11 protein-coding genes, 1 tRNA gene and 6 pseudogenes are annotated in these 18,495 nt (G+C 71.7%); 8 read left to right on the top strand and 10 right to left on the bottom strand.

Going from position 1 to position 18,495, the window contains the following annotated elements; translation table 11 throughout:
* Window positions 1–302: 302 nt before the first annotated feature.
* Window positions 303–644: pseudogene (locus tag HHL19_RS37385) on the top strand (transposase); the annotation flags it as partial.
* Between the two features lie 481 nt (window positions 645–1,125).
* Complete coding sequence (locus tag HHL19_RS38540) at window positions 1,126–2,886, top strand: acyl-CoA dehydrogenase family protein (RefSeq protein ID WP_169090933.1); 1,761 nt, start codon at window positions 1,126–1,128, stop codon at window positions 2,884–2,886.
* A 250-nt stretch (window positions 2,887–3,136) separates the two neighbouring features.
* Here the strand turns inward: HHL19_RS38540 and HHL19_RS18525 are convergent.
* Window positions 3,137–3,244: pseudogene (locus HHL19_RS18525) on the bottom strand (IS5/IS1182 family transposase); the annotation flags it as partial.
* Between the two features lie 293 nt (window positions 3,245–3,537).
* Between HHL19_RS18525 and HHL19_RS18520 the strand changes: the two are divergent.
* The 3 genes from HHL19_RS18520 (at window position 3,538) to HHL19_RS18510 (ending at window position 5,425) form a co-directional block, all read left to right on the top strand.
* Window positions 3,538–3,611: transfer RNA gene (locus HHL19_RS18520), tRNA-Met, on the top strand.
* Between the two features lie 756 nt (window positions 3,612–4,367).
* Window positions 4,368–4,931, top strand: coding sequence for a matrixin family metalloprotease (locus HHL19_RS18515; protein ID WP_169090930.1), 564 nt, complete (start codon window positions 4,368–4,370; stop codon window positions 4,929–4,931).
* A 2-nt stretch (window positions 4,932–4,933) separates the two neighbouring features.
* The gene (locus tag HHL19_RS18510; RefSeq protein ID WP_169090928.1) at window positions 4,934–5,425 is read left to right on the top strand and encodes a hypothetical protein; all 492 of its coding nucleotides are present in this window, start codon (window positions 4,934–4,936) and stop codon (window positions 5,423–5,425) included.
* 740 nt (window positions 5,426–6,165) lie between these two features.
* On the opposite strand, the pseudogene HHL19_RS18505 reads toward HHL19_RS18510, so the two are convergent.
* The 5 genes and pseudogenes from HHL19_RS18505 to HHL19_RS18485 all read right to left on the bottom strand — a co-directional run.
* Window positions 6,166–6,462, bottom strand: a pseudogene (locus HHL19_RS18505) (ATP-binding protein); the annotation flags it as partial.
* Between the two features lie 241 nt (window positions 6,463–6,703).
* Window positions 6,704–7,438, bottom strand: a pseudogene (locus HHL19_RS18500) (DUF1365 domain-containing protein); the annotation flags it as partial.
* Window positions 7,438–8,562, bottom strand: a pseudogene (locus HHL19_RS18495) (NAD(P)-binding protein). The pseudogenes HHL19_RS18500 and HHL19_RS18495, both read right to left, overlap by 1 nt.
* A gap of 632 nt (window positions 8,563–9,194) precedes the next feature.
* Window positions 9,195–10,568 carry a deoxyribodipyrimidine photo-lyase gene (locus HHL19_RS18490; protein WP_169090926.1) on the bottom strand — a complete coding sequence of 458 codons (1,374 nt, stop codon included), beginning with the start codon at window positions 10,566–10,568 and terminating at the stop codon, window positions 9,195–9,197.
* Between the two features lie 17 nt (window positions 10,569–10,585).
* Window positions 10,586–12,163 carry a molybdopterin-dependent oxidoreductase gene (locus HHL19_RS18485; RefSeq protein ID WP_346768429.1) on the bottom strand — a complete coding sequence of 526 codons (1,578 nt, stop codon included), beginning with the start codon at window positions 12,161–12,163 and terminating at the stop codon, window positions 10,586–10,588.
* Window positions 12,164–12,419: 256 nt separating this feature from the next.
* Between HHL19_RS18485 and sigK the strand changes: the two genes are divergently transcribed.
* Window positions 12,420–13,007 carry an ECF RNA polymerase sigma factor SigK gene (gene sigK / locus HHL19_RS18480; RefSeq protein WP_346768443.1) on the top strand — a complete coding sequence of 196 codons (588 nt, stop codon included), beginning with the start codon at window positions 12,420–12,422 and terminating at the stop codon, window positions 13,005–13,007.
* Complete coding sequence (locus HHL19_RS18475; protein ID WP_169090919.1) at window positions 13,004–13,756, top strand: anti-sigma factor; 753 nt, start codon at window positions 13,004–13,006, stop codon at window positions 13,754–13,756. Before sigK ends, HHL19_RS18475 begins: the two co-directional genes overlap by 4 nt.
* 57 nt (window positions 13,757–13,813) lie before the next feature.
* Here the strand turns inward: HHL19_RS18475 and HHL19_RS18470 are convergent.
* Window positions 13,814–14,135, bottom strand: a pseudogene (locus HHL19_RS18470) (MMPL family transporter); the annotation flags it as partial.
* A 322-nt stretch (window positions 14,136–14,457) separates the two neighbouring features.
* On the opposite strand from HHL19_RS18470, the gene HHL19_RS18465 reads away from it, so the two are divergent.
* Entirely contained in the window at window positions 14,458–14,925 is a 468-nt protein-coding gene (locus tag HHL19_RS18465; protein ID WP_169090917.1) for a hypothetical protein, read from the top strand.
* Here the strand turns inward: HHL19_RS18465 and HHL19_RS18460 are convergent.
* The 3 genes from HHL19_RS18460 to HHL19_RS18450 all read right to left on the bottom strand — a co-directional run bounded on the left by HHL19_RS18460 (window position 14,912) and on the right by HHL19_RS18450 (window position 18,344).
* Window positions 14,912–15,559, bottom strand: a complete 648-nt coding sequence (locus HHL19_RS18460; protein WP_169090915.1) for a fasciclin domain-containing protein — start codon at window positions 15,557–15,559, stop codon at window positions 14,912–14,914. The two genes, HHL19_RS18465 and HHL19_RS18460, sit on opposite strands and share 14 nt — an antisense overlap.
* 837 nt (window positions 15,560–16,396) lie before the next feature.
* Window positions 16,397–17,923, bottom strand: coding sequence for an SDR family oxidoreductase (locus tag HHL19_RS18455; RefSeq protein ID WP_169090913.1), 1,527 nt, complete (start codon window positions 17,921–17,923; stop codon window positions 16,397–16,399).
* 124 nt (window positions 17,924–18,047) lie between these two features.
* Complete coding sequence (locus HHL19_RS18450; protein WP_169090910.1) at window positions 18,048–18,344, bottom strand: hypothetical protein; 297 nt, start codon at window positions 18,342–18,344, stop codon at window positions 18,048–18,050.
* Window positions 18,345–18,495: the final 151 nt, after the last annotated feature.

The following is an 18,495-nucleotide window of genomic DNA, read 5'->3' as shown; positions in this document are numbered from 1 at the left end:
ACGCTGCACCCGCTCATCGAGGCGGAGAAGCGTGCAGGCCACAGCCTCAAACGGACGTGTGAGCTGATGAAGGTCTCCAGGACCGCCTTTATGCCCGTCGCTCCGGCCCGCCCGGCCCCCGTGCGACGAAGGATGCCGAACTGACCCAGCAGATCACGGAGGTCCTTGCCAAATCGCCCAACCTCATAGGCAGCAGAAGCCCGTCACCAGGCAAGATCACCCAACGTAACGCATCACTACTGGGCCTGAGTCGGAAATTCATAGACCGTGTCCTACATGGTCGGTTAGCAGTTGAGGGAGTCATGGGGAGTGGGCGGCGGGGATGGATCGTTCCGCACGGGTTGCGAGAGTCGGCAAGGCCGTTGCTTGCCGCCCCTGCGAAGGCCACCGCACGGCGCCAGGGTGGCGAACATTGATGAAACGGTTCGCTGCGATCATCTACGTCCCGGTGTCCAGCTGTGCCTGGCGGGCGTTACCGCCCTGCTTCGGGGCGTCGAAGCCGACCGTGTACCACCGGTTCCTGATCTGGTCCCGATACCGAGGTCTGGTGGCCGGCTGCGCCAGAGGTGCTCGAGCTCCTGGACCGCCATGGCCTGGTCGACCCGACACGAGCGGCCCTCGACTCCGCTCACATCCGCGCAAAATAAGGGGGCGAACGTGCAGGCCCGAGCCCCCTGAACCGGGGTAGACCGGCCCCAAGATGCACACCCTGTCCGACGCAGCCAGGCCTGCTCCCGCGCGTCGGACTCCCCGCGGCCAGCAGTAGTGCCCGCAGGTGCTGAGTGGGGCGGGAGATGACCGGCCAGCAGCACATTCGCGCAGATATCCAGCGCCGGAAGCACTCTCGTCCCAGGAACCTGGCTCGGGACAGCTGCACCTGGATCCATCGCGCCCGTCTGCTGACTACGACCTCGACATCAACGACGACGCGGTGCTGATCCATCAGGACTACAGGCCGCGCGAACCCGACCCCTGAACCGCGCGACAAGCGGTCGCCGGATCCAGATCCAGATCCAGGCGAATGCGACCGCTACCACGAGCGCACCCGCACCCGATCTGCTCCACCGACGCAAGCCCCCACCAACACTCCGACACCACAGCACAGTTCTGCAGGAAGGACCCCTGGTGACCTCCACACAGACACCCCTGGCCGCAGAGCCCGTCACCCAGGCGCTGGCCGCCTTCGTGCACGGCGGCCGACACGATGCCGACGAGGCAGTGCGCCGTGCGGTCAAAGCGGTCATCGTCCCCAGCGACTCAGCGCGCACCGACACCGACCGCGCCCGGATCGCGTACGAACAGCTGCGCCACGTCGTCGCACGCCTGGGCCCCTCTCGGAAGATCGCCGCCGACCCGGCCGTCATGTTCGCCCTCTTCGACTGGGCAGCCATCGCCGCCCCCGACCTCTTCCCCATCCTCAGCGGACACTTCACCCTCACCATCGGCGCCATCCAACGCCTCGGACACGCCAACGAAAGGCAGGAGCGCGCACTTTCGGCTCTCGACGACGCCGGACACGTCGGAGTGTTCCTGCTCACCGAACTCGGCTACGGCAGCAATGTTCTGGAGATGCGCACAGAAGCCCGCTGGAATCCCGAGCTGCGCCAATTCACCCTCCACACGCCCACGCCAGCGGCGGTCAAGTTCATGCCCAACGTGGCCGAGGAAGCCGTGCCGCGCATTACCGTGGTCGCCGCCCGTCTCATTGCGGACGGACGCGACGAGGGTGTCTTCCCCTTCCTGCTCCCGTTGCCCGCCTCTCAGCAAGACCCGACCGTGGTCAGTGTGCACGGCCTGCCCGACAAGGGCTTCTGCCCCATGGACAACGCGCTGATCCGCTTCGACGGCGCCGTGGTACCCGAAGAGGGCTGGCTCGCCGGCGACATCGCGCACTTCGATGCCGACGGCCGCTTTCACAGCAGCGTCGAGAGCCTGCGAGCCCGCTTCCATCACACGATCGCGCAGCTCCAAACCGGCCGCGTCGGGCTCGCCTGCGGCTCGCTCGCCGCAGCCCGCGCGGCGCTATGGATCACCGTCACCTACGCACGACAGCGGCTCACCGCCGGCCAGATCCCCATGATCGACCGGGACAACGTCCGCGTCCCGCTGACCATCACCGCAGCCCGCCTTTACGCCGCGACCGCGCTCGGCAACCGCGCCCGAGCCGCCCTGAGCGATGCGAGCGCCCCCCGACCGGATGCCTTCACCCTGGCCATGCTCACCAAGCCCCTCCTGTCGGCAGCCGCTCTTGCCGCCCTGCAAGAGTGCCGCGAACGCCTCGGCGCACAAGGCATGTTCCGTGCCAACATGATCACCGACTACCTGGGGATCACCCAGGGCGTCATCACCGCCGAGGGCGACAATCAGGTCCTCCAGGTCGCAGCCGGCCGAACCCTCGCCGGCACACGCACCACCCCGCTACCCGAACCTTCTCCCGACGCGCCTGTCTGGCTACACCTGCTCAACCAGCGCGCCCGTACCCTTCTGGCCGGCGCCGACCCGCGCTCGGGCACCGATGCGGCCGCGCTCGCCGAGGCCACCGCCACTGCCTGGGCCGCACACGCCCTCCAGGAGGACGCCTGCCGACATCAGGACCAGGCTGGCTCCCTGCTGCGCGAACTCGCCCAGCTGTACGGATGCGACCGCGTGCTGGCCCACGCGGGCTGGTACACCGCACACGGCCAGCTCGACGCCCCCACCGCCCAAGACCTGACGGCGCTCAAGGGCCGGCTCCTACGCACCCTTGCGGAGGCCCTGCCCGCCCTGACCGACGCCTTCGGTGTCACTCCCGACCTCGTTCCCTCGGCCTTCGCGGCCCGCAACTACCTTCATGCCTGGACCGCCATCACTCCCTGGCACTGGGACAGCGAGCCGTTCGCCTCGTGATCTGAACCGGAGGTTCGTCAGCTGCCACGTCTAAATGCCCGGCCTTCGCAGATACGTGGGGCAAGGCTGTCCCCGTACCTCGACTGCCGCTCGGCCATTCTTCCAGCGGGATCAACTTGCCCTTCGGCCTGCCAGTCTCGGTGCCACAGACCCAAATTCGCGTACCCGAACAAAATTCCTGACTCGGGGCTGAAGCGTGTTGCAGAAGGCTGTGATCAGGCAGGTCAGGGCCGGTTTACGGTCTGTCCGGTCATGCGGCGAGGGCGAGGTTGTGCAGGTGGGCGACGGCCTGGACCGCGTCGTGGAGACCGTGGCTGCGCTGGCGGCAGTCGCGGAGGATCTTGTAATGCTTCATGCGGGGGCACTGCAACAGGACGTACCGCTGCGGCTGATGCCCCGCAGGCTTCGACGCCGTGACCAGGCTTATGCAGGCAGACGTGCTGACACTCCTTTCAGAAGAAAGAATCGTCAAGAAACGGCAAAGCCCCTCATAGAGTGCCTGCTCAGAAAGGGTGCTCTCCGCGCAGACGGAGGTGGGCCGGCCGAGGTCGCGCCGGTTCAGCACGGGCCCGCAGCGTCACGGAGACGCGGACGGCTTCATTGGCCTGGTCTTGGACGGTGCCGTGGGTGGCGTACAGTTGGCCCTCACGACGCGGGGTGGAGCAGCTCGGTAGCTCGCTGGGCTCATAACCCAGAGGTCGCAGGTTCAAATCCTGTCCCCGCTACTGAAGTGACATGAGGCCCGGATCCACAGGATCCGGGCCTCATGCGTGCGCGCTGGCATCGCAAGCTGCCCGTCTGGTTCTCGTCGCCCGGGGTTGGCAAGGCCCCCTGACGTGTAGGAGCCGAGCCCCTCAGGACATGATGAAGGCCCGAAGTGATTTCGCCGGATCGACTTCAGCGGGTCAGTGGCGTGAGCTCTCGGGCGTTGTCGAAAGCTCAGGTCTCCACGAGCTTTCCGTCTCCGGGGGTGCCGGAGGGTCAGAGCTGCTGCTGGACGACCGGCGCCATGCAGTGATGTCTCTCTGGTGAATCGGGCCACCCACTCGGGTGATCCAGCCTGCGGGCACCTTCCGCGCCGGATGCGGCGGCGGATAGAACGCCGGGAGTGATCACCAACCTGATGCGACGCAGCCTGCCCGCGCTTTTTCTCGCCGCCCCTCCCCTGCTTCCCGCCCTGCCGACGGCGGCCGACAGCCTCCTGCTACCGAAGACGGCCCCCCGCGCTCCAGAACCGCTCCCGGGCGCCGGAGCGCTGGAGCAGGTGACGACGCTGTACGAGGCCATCGACCGTCTTCCTGCTTGTCCCGCGACCCGCCTACTCCGGAAGATGGCCGGGAGCTGAGCGACCCTCGGAGCTGCCCACGGGTTGTCGCACATTGAGGGCCCCCGGGTTGCCTTCTGGAAGGTTGCCTTCACCGGAGAGTGACTTCCACCCGCGCCGCCACGCATTCGCCGGCGTGACCGCTACGCTCCGCAGCGTGAATCGCCGATCGTTACCGCTCGCGTTCGCCGCAGCGGCCTGTCTGACCCTCACCGCTCCTCCGCCGGCGTACGCGGCCGTGCAGCCCGCGCCGTGCATCGGCGGCGCGACCGAGACCAGGGGGTTCTCGGCCGTCGACGACGGAGAGATCCGCTGGACCGACAACACCGCCTATGACGATGCCCGCAAGTTCGCGATCTCGGCGTGGCAGTACCGGGGCTCGAGAATCAAGGTGGTCGCCGATTCGGCGATCACTTCGAATGATCTGGAGTTCAAGGACGCCAACCTCGGCACACGGGACACCGACCCCCTCGGCCGCTACGAGCGCCACGGATCAATCGGCGCGACCGACTACATCATCTTCAACAAGCAGAAGCTCCGTGGCGCGTCGAAGGAACGGATCCGGTACGTCGCCCTGCACGAGCTCGGGCACGCGCTCGGCCTGTGCCACAAGGCCGACAACGTCGTCTCCCTGATGTGGAAGAACGCGCCGTCGCCCGGCTACGAGATCACGTGGATCCCCGACGTCGACAAGGCCAACTACAAGAAGCTGTGGGGCTGACCATGAACAGGACCGTCATCGGGGCCACCGGCCTCGCGTTGGTGACCGCTGTGGGCATCGGCGGCTACGCCTACCTCCAGCAGGACGAGGATGTACACGTGGAGGCGTTGTGCAATCCGACGCAGTCAGATGCGGCAGAGGCCGCCCGCGCGCAGAACCTCGCCCTGGTCGACGTCGTCGAGCGCGGCCGGCTCGTCTCCAAGGGTACCGACGCCGGCATGCAGACCTTCAAGGTCCGCACTCTCGCCGTCTACAAGGGCACCTTGCCCACCGAGGCCGAGGTCGGCCTCCCGCAGGCTTCGGCGGCCAAGCTGCAGCCCGGCAGCCGCTACGAGGTGTCCGTCCTCGGGCCCGAAGGCGGTACTTGGATCGCCCGCTTCACCCGCCCGGTCCCGGCCGGGAAGACGAGCGACGCCCTCGCCGCGCACTGGAAGACGGAGATCGGCAAGCAATTCGTGGAGCCGCCGTGCTCCGACACGGCCTCGGCGCCGTGAGCACGACCGGCCAGCAGGACAGGTCGTCCCGGCGGGCGTCGAAGACAGCCCAGCGGCAGTCCCGCCCGAGGTCGGTGCATCGCACCAGGTCGGGGAACGGGATGGCGAACCGGTGCTGTCACTGCGGGAGAACGACCTCCACGGGGGGCCTCGACGGTGCGAGGTGGCCTCGGATTTCGGTCTGGCCGGGCCCCAGGTCCGTGGTTGAAACGGCACTTGTTCCGGCGTGAAGTGGCTCCGGGTTCCGGTCCGTCCCAGCGGGTCCAGCCATGTTGGTTTGCGGGACTGTTGAGGTGAGCTGATGGGCCATGAGAGAGAATGCCGCTCATGACGACTTGAAGAGCACCGGCCGGGCGGCAGCACTGGATCAAGGTCGCGAACTGGGACACGGTCGGGGACGGTGATGGCCGAATCTGTGCTGCCTGCAGGACTGAAGTCCGCTCCTACCAGTTCCGTCTCTACGCACCCGACTCCTCGATGTTCGAGCGGTGCGTCGGCTTGGCATGGTGCTCTGGGTGCCGGATCTACTCCGGTGCGATGGTTCACGTTCCTCGGGCACGTGTCCTTGTCGACGCACTGGGGCCCCTCCCTGAGGACGTGTCTGTTCGACTGCGCCGCAGCGAGGCGAAACTGGTCGACCATCTCGATCGCCAAGATCGCCAAGATCGCCAGAAGCCGTGATCCGCATCCAGACGGTGACCGGTCATCCGTGAGGACTACCTCTTCGCCTGCTGCTCGGCCTAGGTCCGGGCGAGGCGGTAGGACTCGGTGCCGGTCTCGACGATGGTGCCGTCGGAACAGCATCTCGGCGCTCCTCTGGTCAAGCTTGAGGTGTCCCAGCTCATCGATGCAGTGAAGGTCGACGCACCCGTGGCGGGCGATCGTCTTGGACGGCTGCTTCGCGTCGGCGGCTTCGATGAGCTCGTTGACGCGCTTGGCGGCCAACACACAGCGGACACGGCATCCGGTCATGGCCGCGGCCGTCCCGAGGCCGATCAGAGCAGGTGGGACTTGCCGGTGCCGGAGTCCCCGATCAGGTAGGCGTCCGGGTCGTGGAGCGTGAGCGTCGGTGCGGGACCGTCGTCGGTGGTCCGCGTGCCCGCGAGGGCGGGGTGTCACGGCCCGCTCGTGTCCGCAGTGGCAGCCGGGTGAAGGCGCGCTCCACGAGCAGGCGGGCACGACGGTCCGGGCGACGTCGGGCCAGCGCGGAGCGGGTCGGCCGGGACGCGGACGGAGCGGACGGTGGGCGGGGAGGCGTGAGGGGCGCGGAGTGCCTTCCTTCGGGGTGGGCTCGGTGCGGGGCCGGGTCCGGACGCGGGGCTCCTTGAGGTGGAGCCGGATGCCGTGGCGGCGGATGTCGAGGGAGACGGCCGCGGTCGGCCACGGGTGGCGGAGCACGGCCGCCAGCAGAGTGCGGGGACCGGCGGGCCGACGGGTGCCGCGGACCCTGGCGGTCAGGGGGCGGGTGCCACCAGGTCGAGAAGGTCGCCGGGGAGCGGCAGCCACATGCGGTACGTGCCCTCTACGGCGAGGAACCGCGAGACGTGGAGGTTCTTGGCCGTCTCTGCGCGGCCCCGCGCGTCGGGGTGCAGCAGGTACGTGTGGCGTCCGCCGGATGTGGTGTGCACCCCACGGCGACGGCGCAGACGGGGCGGGCGGCGCGGTCGTGGCATCGGCACAGGGTGAGCGGGTTGGAGACGTGGCCCAGCACGCGCGCGTGGGCCGCCATCAGGACCGGCCCGTCCGCGTCCCGCACGCCGTCCCGCACGCCGCGATGCGCCAGGCTGGCGTCGAGGCCGGCCCGCAGGGTGGGGGCGGAGCCGTCGAAGTGGTCGGCCGGGTCGAAACGGGCGAGGGGCGCAGGAGCCGGGGCGGGACGGGCAGGTCGTCGAGGTCGACCAGCCACATGTAGGTGCGGTGGCGAAGCGTGTGGCGGATCGGTGTGACGCGGATGTGGGCGATCTCGGTCTCGTACAGGGTCGGGACCGGCGGCGGAACGGCTTCGGCCGTCATCACGTCGCGCCCAGGTGACGGGCGGCCTCGACGCCGGAGCGGCAGCCGTCCTTGTGGAATCCCCGGCCCTGGTAGGCGCCGGCATACGCGGTGACGGGGGTGCGGAGGGTGGGCTGGAGGCTCTGGGCGGTCGCGGACTCCGGGGTGTGGACGGGGTGTTCGCAGGTCATGCGGGCCAGGACGGTCGATGCGTCGACGTGGTCGCCGGAGTTGAGGGTGACGATGTGCGGCTCGCCGGTACGGAGTCGCTGAAGCCTGTTCATGTCGTGGCTGACCTGGACGGCGCCCGGGCGTGCGGCGAGCGCGGCAGGAGGCTCGTGTCGCGGTGCAGGACCGTCGGGTTGCGGGAGTGGGTGAAGGCGCCGAGGACGCGCCGTTCCCGCTCGGTGGGGTCGGCGAGGAGTCGCAGGGCCTGGTCGGGATGGACCGCGATCACGACGGCGGCGTGCTCGGTGGACTCGCCGTCCGCACGGAGGCGATGGGCTTGACGATGCGTTCGACGTTTTCCGCGGAACCACCGGTGACGGTCTTCCCTTGCGGGGAGCCGGTCGCCCCGAGGAGCCCGTGGTGGTCGAGGAAGCGGAGAAGAGGTGGTGGGCGGGGTAGCGCAGGGCGGTGTCGGGGGCGCAGGAGTCGACGGCGGAGACGAGGGGGATCACGAAGTGGTTCACGAAGTGGGCGGAGAAGCGGTGTGCATGGAGAAAGCCGCCGAGGGTGGGGTTCATGTCGTCCGCGGCCAGCAGGCGGCGCGCGGCGCGGTGGAAGCGCGGGACGTCCGCGAGCATCAGCAGGTGACGGCCCCGGCGGGCGTTGCCGCCGCCGAGGAGACCCGGGGCCGCAGCCCTCGCACCGGCCGGACATACTCGTCTCGGCGTCCTGGGTGGTGACTCCCAACTCGCGGAAGGGACTCAGGAGATGGGGGTAGGTGCGCTCGTTGTGGACGACGAAGCCGGTGTCGACGTGGATTGTGCCGCCCCCGGAGGCAGGCAGTTCGTGGGTGTGCGCGTGCCCGCCGAGCGGTTCTCCGACTCGTACAGCACCACCTGGTGCGTGCGGGACAGGAGGTGGGCCGTGGTGAGGCCCGCCACCCCCGCCCCTACCACGGCGACGCTTCGTCCGTTCATCGTTCTCCCCCTTGTGTGCCCTGTGTGACGGTCGGCGGCGCCGGGCCGGTCGGTGGTCGGCGCCGGCGCGTTCGAGGCTGTGGCGCATGCGCTGGAGACCGCGGCGTGCGTGGCTCTTGACCGTGCCGAGCGGCATGCCGGTGCGGTCGGCGATCCAGGACCCGCTCGGGTTTCTCGACCGTCCGGCCCTCGTGCTCCAGGGCGGTGCCGAGGGTCTCCGCGAGCTCGGTGCGGCGGGTGCGGGCAGTCAGGGCGTCGGCGATCTTCCGGCGGGTGATGCCGGTGAGCCAGGCCGGCCGGGGTGCCCCCGCCCGGGACGGACGTCGGCCCGTCCGCGCCACGCGGCGACGAGCACCTGCCGGGTGATGTCCTCCGCCTCGCGGGGCTCGGCCGGGCCGCGGGCGATGCCGGTCGTCGGTGAGCGCGTCCGCGGTGACGAGGTCTCCGGTCGTCCGGTGTGCGGTCATGACGCTTCCTCCTCCGGGTGTGCCGCCGTCGCTGCGGGAGCGTCGGCTCCGTGACCTCAGCGGCCCCGTACTTCCTCACGGTCCGGCTGACACTCTCCTTCGCACGACTCGCACCGCTTTCGCGTCGAAATCCCGGCCGCTCGTCGCGTCGGGAGGCGTGCGGGGTCAGGCGGAGCCGCGGAGCCGCCGGAAGCGCGCCAGGCCGTCGGAGAGCCCGATCAGCGGGTCCGGGTAGTCGAGGGCCGCCCGGTCGAGTCCGGTGAGCCGCCAGGGCTCGTGGACGGCCGGGGCGTCGAGGTCCGCCAGCTCAGGGACCCAGCGGCGCACGTAGCTGCCGTCGGGGTCGTGCCGCTTGGCCTGCGCCACGGGGTTGAGGACGCGGTTGGGCCGGGTGTCCGTGCCGGTGCCGGCCGCCCACTGCCAGTTGAGCTGGTTGCTCGCCACGTCGCCGTCCACCAGCAGGCCGAGGAAATGGCGCGCCCCTTCGCGCCAGTCGATGCAGAGCGTCTTCGTCAGGAAGGAGGCGGTGATCAGCCTGCCCCGATTGTGCATCCACCCTTCGTGGGCGAGCTGGCGCATGGCGGCGTCGACGAGGGGGTAGCCGGTGCGCCCCTCCCGCCAGGCGGCGAGGTCCGCGTCGGCGTCGGCGCCCTCCCGCCAGCCCCCCGGCCGGGAGCGGTAGTCGGCTCCGGCCGCCTCGGGGCGGGCGGCCAGCACCTGGTGGTGGAAGTCGCGCCAGCAGAGCTGCCGTACGAACGCGTCGGCACCGGCCCCGCCGCGCCTGCGCGCCCGGTGCACCGCCTCGGTGGCGGAGAGGGCGCCGAAGTGGAGGTAGGGCGAGAGGCGGGAGGTGGCGTCGCCCGCCAGGTCGTCGTGGTGTTCCTCGTACGTGTCGAGGTGGTCGGCCAGCCACGAGCCGAGGCGCTTGCGTCCCAGGCTCTCCCCTCCCTCGGGGAGGGCCCGCGACACGTCCGCGACGGCGGAGCGCCGCGGGACGCGTTCGGAGCGCACGCCCGACGGCACGCGCAGCTTCCTCGGGGCGGCGAAGGGGGCGCGGAGCGGCACGGCGGCCCAGCGCCGGTGGTAGGGGGTGAAGACGGCGAAGTGGTCCGAGCCCTGCGGGAGGACGTCGCCGGGCGGGACGACGGTGACCACTCCGTCGTGCACGTACAGGCGGCAGCCGTCCGCCTCCAGCGCCCTGCGCAGACGGTCCTCGCGTCGCCGCGCGAAGGCCGTCACCCCGGCGGCCACGTGGACCTCGTCGGCCTCGGTCTGCCGTACCAGCGCCCGCACCTCGGACACCGTGTCGCCCTCCCGCACCACGAGGCGGCCGTCCCGCTCCTTCAAGGCCCGGTCGAGGTCCTGCAGACAGTCCGCGAGGAAGGCCAGCCGATTGGGCGCCGCGAATCCCGCCCGGTCCACGGCCGGGTCGCGGACGAACACCGGCACCACCTCCTCCGCCCCCTGTGCCGCGGCCCTGAGCGGCGGATGGTCGTGGACCCTGAGGTCGGAGGTGTACAGAACGACGGAGACGGTCATCGCGCGCTCTCTCTGCTCTAGGTGACGGTGACGAAGACGCTGTGCCAGCCGCTCGCCCCGTCGGGGATGGTGCGGGTGCGCTGTTCGGTCTGTACCCGCCCGGTGCCGTCGGTGGCACGGACGGTGAGGTGGTGTCCGCCAGGCGTGGCGTTCCAGCGGTAGGACCACTGGCGCCAGGTGTCGACGCCCGCCTGGGCGGCGAGGTCGGCGTCCTGCCAGGGCCCGTCGTCGACGCGGATCTGGACGCGGGTGATGCCGCGGCGCTGGGCCCAGGCGACGCCGGCGACGGTGACGGTGCCGGCGGCGGGGCGGGCGAAGGACTTGGGGGTGTCGATGCGGGACTGGGTCTTGACCGGCGCGCGGCGGGCCCACTCGCGCTTCACCCAGTACGGGTCGTAGGCGTCGAAGGTGGTGAGCTCGATGGATTCGATCCACTTGCAGGCCGACACGTAGCCGTACAGGCCGGGAACGAGCATCCGGACCGGGAAGCCGTGGACGAAGGGCAGCGGCTCGCCGTTCATGCCGACGGCGAGCATCGCGTCCCGGCCGTCCATGACGTCCTCCACCGGGGAACCGAGCGTCATGCCGTCCACCGAGCGGGCCACCAGCTGGTCGGCCCCGCCTCCTCTCGACGGCGGCGTGACCCCGCACTCGGCCAGCAGGCCGGCCAGGGGGACGCCCAGCCAGCGGGCATTGCCGATGTAGGGGCCTCCGACCTCGTTGGAGACGCAGGTGAGCGTGATGTCGCCTTCGATCAGGGGGCGGGCCAGCAGGTCGTCGAGCGTGAACGTCCGTGGCCGGGGCACGCCCTTGCCGTGGATCCGCAGCCGCCAGGTGTCCGCGTCGACCTTGGGGACGACGAGGGCCGTGTCGACCCGGTAGAAGTCGCGGTTCGGTGTCGTGAAGGCACTGATCCCCAGCACGTCGAGCCGCGCGCCCCGCGGTACGGCGGGGGCAGGGGAGGCGGGTGGGGGCAGGACGAGACCGGCGCGGGAGGCTTCGGCATCCCGGCCCCGGCGGCCGGACAGCATCCGTCCCAGGGCGCCCATGCCGGTCGCGGCGACAGCGGTGACCGCGATGGCCGCCAGGAACCCGCGTCGGCCTCCTCCGCGCACGCCCGTGTCACGGGGTGACTCCCCCACCACCGGAACGGCCTCGCCCGCCAGGACGTACAGGACCGCGGCCCCCGCCACCGCCCCGCCCAGGGAGGGCACCGCGTCACCGAGGCCGGTGGAGTCGGGCCGGCTCAGCGCGGCAGCGGCACCGACGAGCCCGAACGCCAGGACGCCGAGCGCACCGGCGTACCGGTGCCGCAGCGCCACGATTCCCAGGGACGTCGCGAAAAGCGCGAGCAGGACGAGGATGCCGAGTTGGAGGACGGTCTTGTCGTTCTCTCCGAAGGCGCGGATCGCGAAGTCCTTCACCGGGGCCGGGGCCCGGTCGACGACCGCGCCCCCGACGACCGTGACCGGCCCGGCGGCGGGCCGCACCAGGGCCGCGATCAGTTCGGCCACCGCCAGGGCCGTGTAGCCGGCCGTCAGGCCGGCGAGTGCGCCGCGGGACAGGCGGCCGAGGGTGTTCCGGAAGCTGCTCACACCCGGTCCTTCGGCAATGACCGCCCTGGGGATGGGTTCCGTCACCCGAACGAGGTGTCGTCGCTGCGGGCAAGGCACTCCATCGGCTCCGTGACGGCATCGTGACCCGTCTGGAGCCATCCGTGGCGCCGTCCGCGCCGAAGAACCTTCCGACACCGTCCGCCCGCCTCCGAAGGACCAACATGCGATGGACCCCCTCCCCCAGGACGACCGCCCCGGGCGGCTCCGTCCGGTCCCGGCGACCGGGGCCCGGCCGGTGACCCGGCCGCTCCCCTCCGATGCCCCGGGCGCGCGCTCCCGAGGCGACCTCGCCGAAGTGATGCGGAAGGTCGCCCAGGGCGACAAACAGTCCTTCTCCAGGCTCTACGACGCCCTCGCGCCCCTGGTGTTCGGCGTCGTGCTCCGAGTGGTGCGCGACCGGTCCCAGTCCGAGGAGGTCACCCAGGAAGTCATGATCGACCTGTGGCGGCAGGCCGCCCGATACCGGCCCGTGGCCGGCAGCGTCACGACCTGGGCCGCGACCATCGCCCACCGGCGGGCCGTGGACCGTGTCCGGTCCGCCCAGTCGGCCTCCGACCGTGAGCACACCCAGGCGGCGCGCGAGCACACCACCGCCTTCGACGAGGTCGCCGAGCGGGTCGAGACCCGGTTGGAGAGCGAGCAGGTACGCCGATGCCTGCGCGGCCTGACCGAGCTCCAGTGTCAGGCCATCGTCCTCGCCTACTACGGGGGCCTCACGTACCGTGAAGTCGCCCAGGCCCTGCAGACCCCGCTTCCCACCGTCAAGACACGCATTCGCGACGGACTGATCCGCCTCCGCGACTGCATGGGGGTGACCGCGTGAACCGCCACCGCTCCGACATCCACTCCCTCGCGGCCGCCTACACGCTCCACGCACTCGACACCGCCGAGCGGGAGGAGTTCGTCGCCCACCTCGCGCACTGCGAAGTCTGCCGCGGGGACGTGACCGAGTTCGAGGCGACGGCCGCCCGGCTGGCGTCCGCCGTCGGACAGGACCCTCCGGCCGCGCTCAGGCAGCGGACGCTGGCCGCCGTCGAGAGCGTGCGCCAGGTGCCGCCGCGGGTCCCCGCCGCTCCCCCGGTGGCGGGCCTCGCCCGGAGGCTGAAGCGCCGGGCGGTGCCGCTCGCGCTCGCCGCCGCCGTCGTCGCCGCCGCAGCGTTCGGCGGCCTCGCCGCCTGGCAGCACCGGCAGAACGAGGACGCGCAGCACCGGGCCCGTCAGGTCCAGCGACAGCTCGACGCCGTCAGCGACGTGCTGGCCGCACCCGACGCCCGGGCCGTGCACGGACGGACGACGAACGGCGCCCTGGCCACGGTCGTCTCCTCGGAACGGCAGAACCGGGCCGTGTTCACCGCGACCGGGCTGCCCGCCCCGGCCCAGGGTCACACCTACCAGCTGTGGCTCGACCACGACGGCACGATGCGATCGGCCGGGTTCATCCGCTCCGACGGCACCGTCCTCGTCGACGGCGACCCCGCCGACGCGACCGTGGTGGGGCTCACCGTCGAACCGGAGGGTGGATCCGCGCGGCCCACCACGCAGCCCCTGCTCCTCCTCACCCTCCCCTCCTGACCTTCTCCTTCCCGTCGGCGGCCGGGGCGCGTCCACGCGCCCCGGCGGGGAAACGGGTCAGGGCCGGTGGCGGAGCGCGCCCGGCCGCCGGAGCGTGGCACCGATGTCCCGGACGAGGGCCGGCACCAGGAACGACCGGACGACGAGAGCGTCGAGCAGGACGCCGAAGGCGACGATGAAGGCGACGATGAAGGCGACGATGAAGGCGATCTGGACGGGGAACCCCAGCGGGATCCCCGTCCAGGGCGGCGCAGGTAGCGGCGAGGGTGGCGGCGAGGACGACACCGGCCGAGGTGATGAGCCCGCCCGTGCCGACGGGCCCCCGGCGCGGGCCCTCGCGAGTGCCGTGCGGTTCCGTCTCCTCGCGCACCCGCGACATCGGGATCTGCTGGCGGGCCGGCTCGCGTCCGGCCGCGACCTGCCCGCCCTCTCCGCCCTGTCGGGGGTCTTCTTGGGGCGGAGCATGCTGCGCGGTCCCACTGCCTGCCGGCCGAGGGGTTCGGCGCGGTGCCCGCCCGGCTCGCCTCGCGGCTGCCGCAGGACGTAGTGCGGACCGGCTCCTCGTCTCCGTCCTGACGCCCGACGGCGTGGCTCTCGCGGACGGGCGGCGAGGTGCGGTCTCGCGCGGTCGTCGTCGCCATCGGGCCGGGGGGCAGCGGCGGAACTGCTTCCCGGGGCTCCGCGTCCCGGACGGCCGAACCGTGACCACGTTGCACCACGCGACCGCCCGGCCTCCCCCGGGCGAGACACTGCTGGTCGTCGACACGCGGCGCGGATTGCTCGACTCCCGCGTCCTCACCGCCGTCCGGCCCGGCTTCTCCGCCGACGGCCGGGCGCTGGTGTCCACCTCCTTGCTCGGCTCTCCCCGCCCGGCGGACACGGACGCCGCCCTGCGGACCCTGGGCGAGGCGTACGGCACGGACACGTTCGACTGGGAGGCCGTCCGCCGCGTCACGGTCCCTGACGCCACGTCGCTGTCCCGGACCACGCGGTGGGCTCCCGGCCGGTACGTGTGCGGGGGCCGTCGGGCGACCGGTTCCCTCCAGAGTGCGCTCGCTTCGGGGACGCGGGCGGCCCGCACCGTACGCGGATGGCCCCGCGCCCTTCGGCAGAAGGGCGCGGGGCGGTGGGATGTCCAGACCGTCGGAACCCGGCCTACTCGGGCATGAGGACGGTGTCGACGACGTAGACGTCGGCGTTGGCCGTCCTCACGTTGCCGCAGACGACCTCGGAGGTGGCGTTGACGGTGTACTCCTCTCCGGATCCCCGGGTGGTGATCTTGCCCTTCTGGAGGGTCTCGAAGGAGCCGTTCTCCAGCTGTTCGGGGGTGATCCTCTGGCCGACGACGTGGTAGGTGAGGATCTCGGTGAGCGTGGCCTTGTCGGCGAGGACCTTGTCGAGGTCGGCCTTCGGGATCTTGGCGAAGGCGTCGTTCGTCGGCGCGAACACCGTGATGCCCTCCGCGTTGTTGAGGGTGTCGACGAGACCGGCCTTCTCGACGGCGGCGACCAGGGTGGACAGCGCCGGGTTGTTCGAAGCGGCGGTCGCAACGGGGTCCTTCGCCATGCCGTCGAAGGAGCCCGCGCCCTCCTTCGGCACTCCCGCACAGGCCGGACCGAACGGCGCGTCCATCGCCGTCGCGCCCTCCGCCGGGGTCTCGGTGCCGATCGGGTCCGCGGCGGCGGTTGCGGAGGCCGCGGCCTTGGTGTCGCCGTCGGAGTCCGAGCAGGCGGCGAGCGAGAAGGGGAGAACCACGGCGGCGGTCACGGCGATCGCGCCACGACGGATGCGCGGAGAGTTCATGGCTGTTGCTCCTTGAGGGTTCTTCGTCCGGTCCCACGGGAATCCGGGGCGTTCCGTCCGTACCGGCGCTCCGAAGGCGGGTCCGGGGGTCGGGGTGAATGTGGGCAGCGGTGCGCCGTCCGCGGACGGAGGTTCACCGGGCACCTGAGTGGTCCACGGACACGCCGACCGGGGCGATCGGGGCGACCGGGGCGACCGTCCGACGGACTCGCCGGGAGAGGTGACGGGGAGGCCGAGGGGGTTTCGGGTGGCGGTGGTTCGGCGGGGGGTGCCGCTGTGGAAGGTGCTCACGTCCCGTCATTCGGCGCTGCCCGCCCGATGGATGGGCCCTTCACCCGGACGAGTGAGACGGGTCGGGTCCGGCGAGATCTCCCCGCCCTGGCGCGACTGCCGGTGGGGACGGCGCCCGTCCGGGCTCTTCCGTTCCACCGCGCACGGAACCGGCGCGAGGGGTCGGCGAGCCGGCGCTCCCGTGTGCGTACGGCGGTGTGGGAAAGGACCGTCAGGAGGACGGCGCCCTCCCTCGTCCCGGAGACGGCGGCACCCCGTTCGGGGCGTGCCCTCTCGCGCGTCCGGCGGGCTCCTCGTCCGGTGGGGTTCCCGCCACCGTACCGGCGGGTTCCCGGGGCACCGCCGGCTCGGGCGGGTGCCTCCCCCGGCTCTCCCCGCCCAGGCTCATCAGTGCTCCGCACCGCACGCGTCGCCCCTTCGGCACCTTCGCGGCTTCATCAGGGCTTCCCCTGGACACTGCCCGGATGCGTGCGGCGAGGCAGGGGCCGGCCTTCGTCCGGTCGGCGCTGCGCGTGCCTCTCGGCCCGTCCGGGCAGCGGAGATCACCTACGGTCCGGTACCTGCCGTCCCCGACCGGTCGCCCTCCGTCTCGGCGGTCCGGGTGATGTTCCTGGCCATGCCTCCGAAGACCACGGCGTGGAACGGGGCGACCCCCCACCAGTACGCCTGCCCTGCGAGGCCCCGGGGGTGGAAGAGCGCCCGCTGACGGTACGACGTCCGCCCCTGCTCGTCCCGGTCGACGGCCATCTCCAGCCACGCGAGACCCGGCAGGCGCATCTCGGCCCGGAGGCGCAGCAGGCGGCCGCGGTCGATCGCCTCCACGCGCCAGAAGTCCAGCGCGTCGCCGACCCGGAGGCGTTCCGCGTCCCTGCGTCCCCGGCGCAGTCCCACTCCCCCGGCGAGCCGGTCCGCCCACCCCCGGACGGCCCAGGCCAGCGGGAAGGAGTACCAGCCGTTCTCCCCGCCCACTCCCTCGATGACCCGCCACAGCGCCTCGGGGCTCGCGTCGACGGTGCGGGCGCGTTCGTCGGTGTAGAGACTGCCGCCCGCCCAGTCCGGGTCGGTCGGCAGCGGGTCGCTCGGCGCCCCGGGCGGTGAGGCGGTGGACCACCGGGTGGTGACCCGTGCCTCCCGTACGCGGCGGAGGGCCAGCCGGAGTGACTCGTCGAAGGGGATGGGCCGGCCGGGGCCGTCCGGGACGTACCGGGTGATGTCGTTCTCGGTGCGGACCACCTCGTGCCGGAGCGATTCCGTGAGGGGCCGGGCCAGGGCGGCCGGCACGGGTGTGACGAGACCGATCCACTGGCTGGACAGCCGGGGGGTGAGGACCGGCACGGGCACGATGAGGCGCCGGCGGAGCCCCGCGACCTCCGCGTACCTCTCCATCATCTGCCGGTACGTGAGCACGTCGGGACCTCCGACGTCGAAGGTCCGGTTCACGTCCGCGGGCATGGCGGCGCTCCCCACCAGGTACCTCAGCACGTCGCGGACCGCGATGGGCTGGACCCGGGTGCCGACCCAGCTGGGGGTGACCATGACGGGAAGCCGTTCGGTCAGGTACCGGAGCATCTCGAAGGAGGCCGATCCGGAGCCGATGACGACGGCGGCCCGCAGGACAGCGGTGGGGACGCCCGAGTCGAGGAGGATACGGCCCACCTCGGTGCGGGAGCGGAGGTGCGGGGAGAGCTCGTTCTCCGGGACTCCGCGCGGGGTCAGGCCGCCCAGGTAGACGATGCGCCGTACCCCGGCGGCGCGGGCCTCGGCGGCGAAGGCGCGGGCGGCGAGCCGGTCGGTGTCCTCGAAGCGTGCGGTCGAACTCATGGAGTGGACCAGGTAGTAGGCGACGTCCACGCCGGTGAACGCCTCGCGCAGGCTGTCGGCGACCGTGACGTCACCGCGTACGGTCTCCACTCTGTCGGCCCAGGGGAAGTCGCGGAGCTTGTCCGGATGCCTGGCGAGACAGCGCACGCGGTACCCGCTGTCGAGCAGCTCGGGTACAAGTCGGCCCCCGATGTATCCGCTCGCGCCGGTGACGAGACAGCGGGGGGCCTCGGACGATGTGGGAGTGACCATGTGCTGATCCGTTTCACGGAGTTCCGGGCCGTACACGCCTCATGCGGGTTCTTCGTCGTCACGGGGGCGCCCGGACGCCGGTCAGGCGCCCGGCCGTGGCCGGGCCCGGTGGCTCGACGCGCCCTCACTTCGGCATGAGCACGGTGTCGATGAGGTGCACGGTCGCGTGGGACGTCTGTACATCGCCGCAGACGACGGAGGCGGTGTCGTTCACCTTGTTCGGAGCGGCGGTCGCCACCGGGTCGTCGGCCATGCCGGCGAAGGAGCCGGCCCCCTGCTCGGGCACCGAGGCGCAGGCCGGACCGAACGGGGCACCGCCGTCGTCGGCCGACGCCTGCGGGGCGAGAGTTCCGAAAGAGACCGCGAGGGCCGCGGCGGCCGGTACGGCCGGGACGCGGCGCCGGGTGAACGTGGCGTTCATGACGTGCTCCTCCCGCCGGCCGGACACCGAGGAGTCGCGGCCGTGGATCGATTGACCTTCCAACCGGACATTCAGCGCGAAGCGGTCCTCCGGATGGGGTCGACGGCACCTTTCTTCCCGAACGCCGTCCCCGGCCCGTACGCCGTCCCCG

It is taken from the genome of Streptomyces sp. R302, from assembly GCF_012927245.1.
GTDB lineage: Bacteria > Actinomycetota > Actinomycetes > Streptomycetales > Streptomycetaceae > Streptomyces.
Note: the sequence above shows the minus strand (reverse complement) of the source record. Positions and strands in the feature narration are given on the sequence as shown.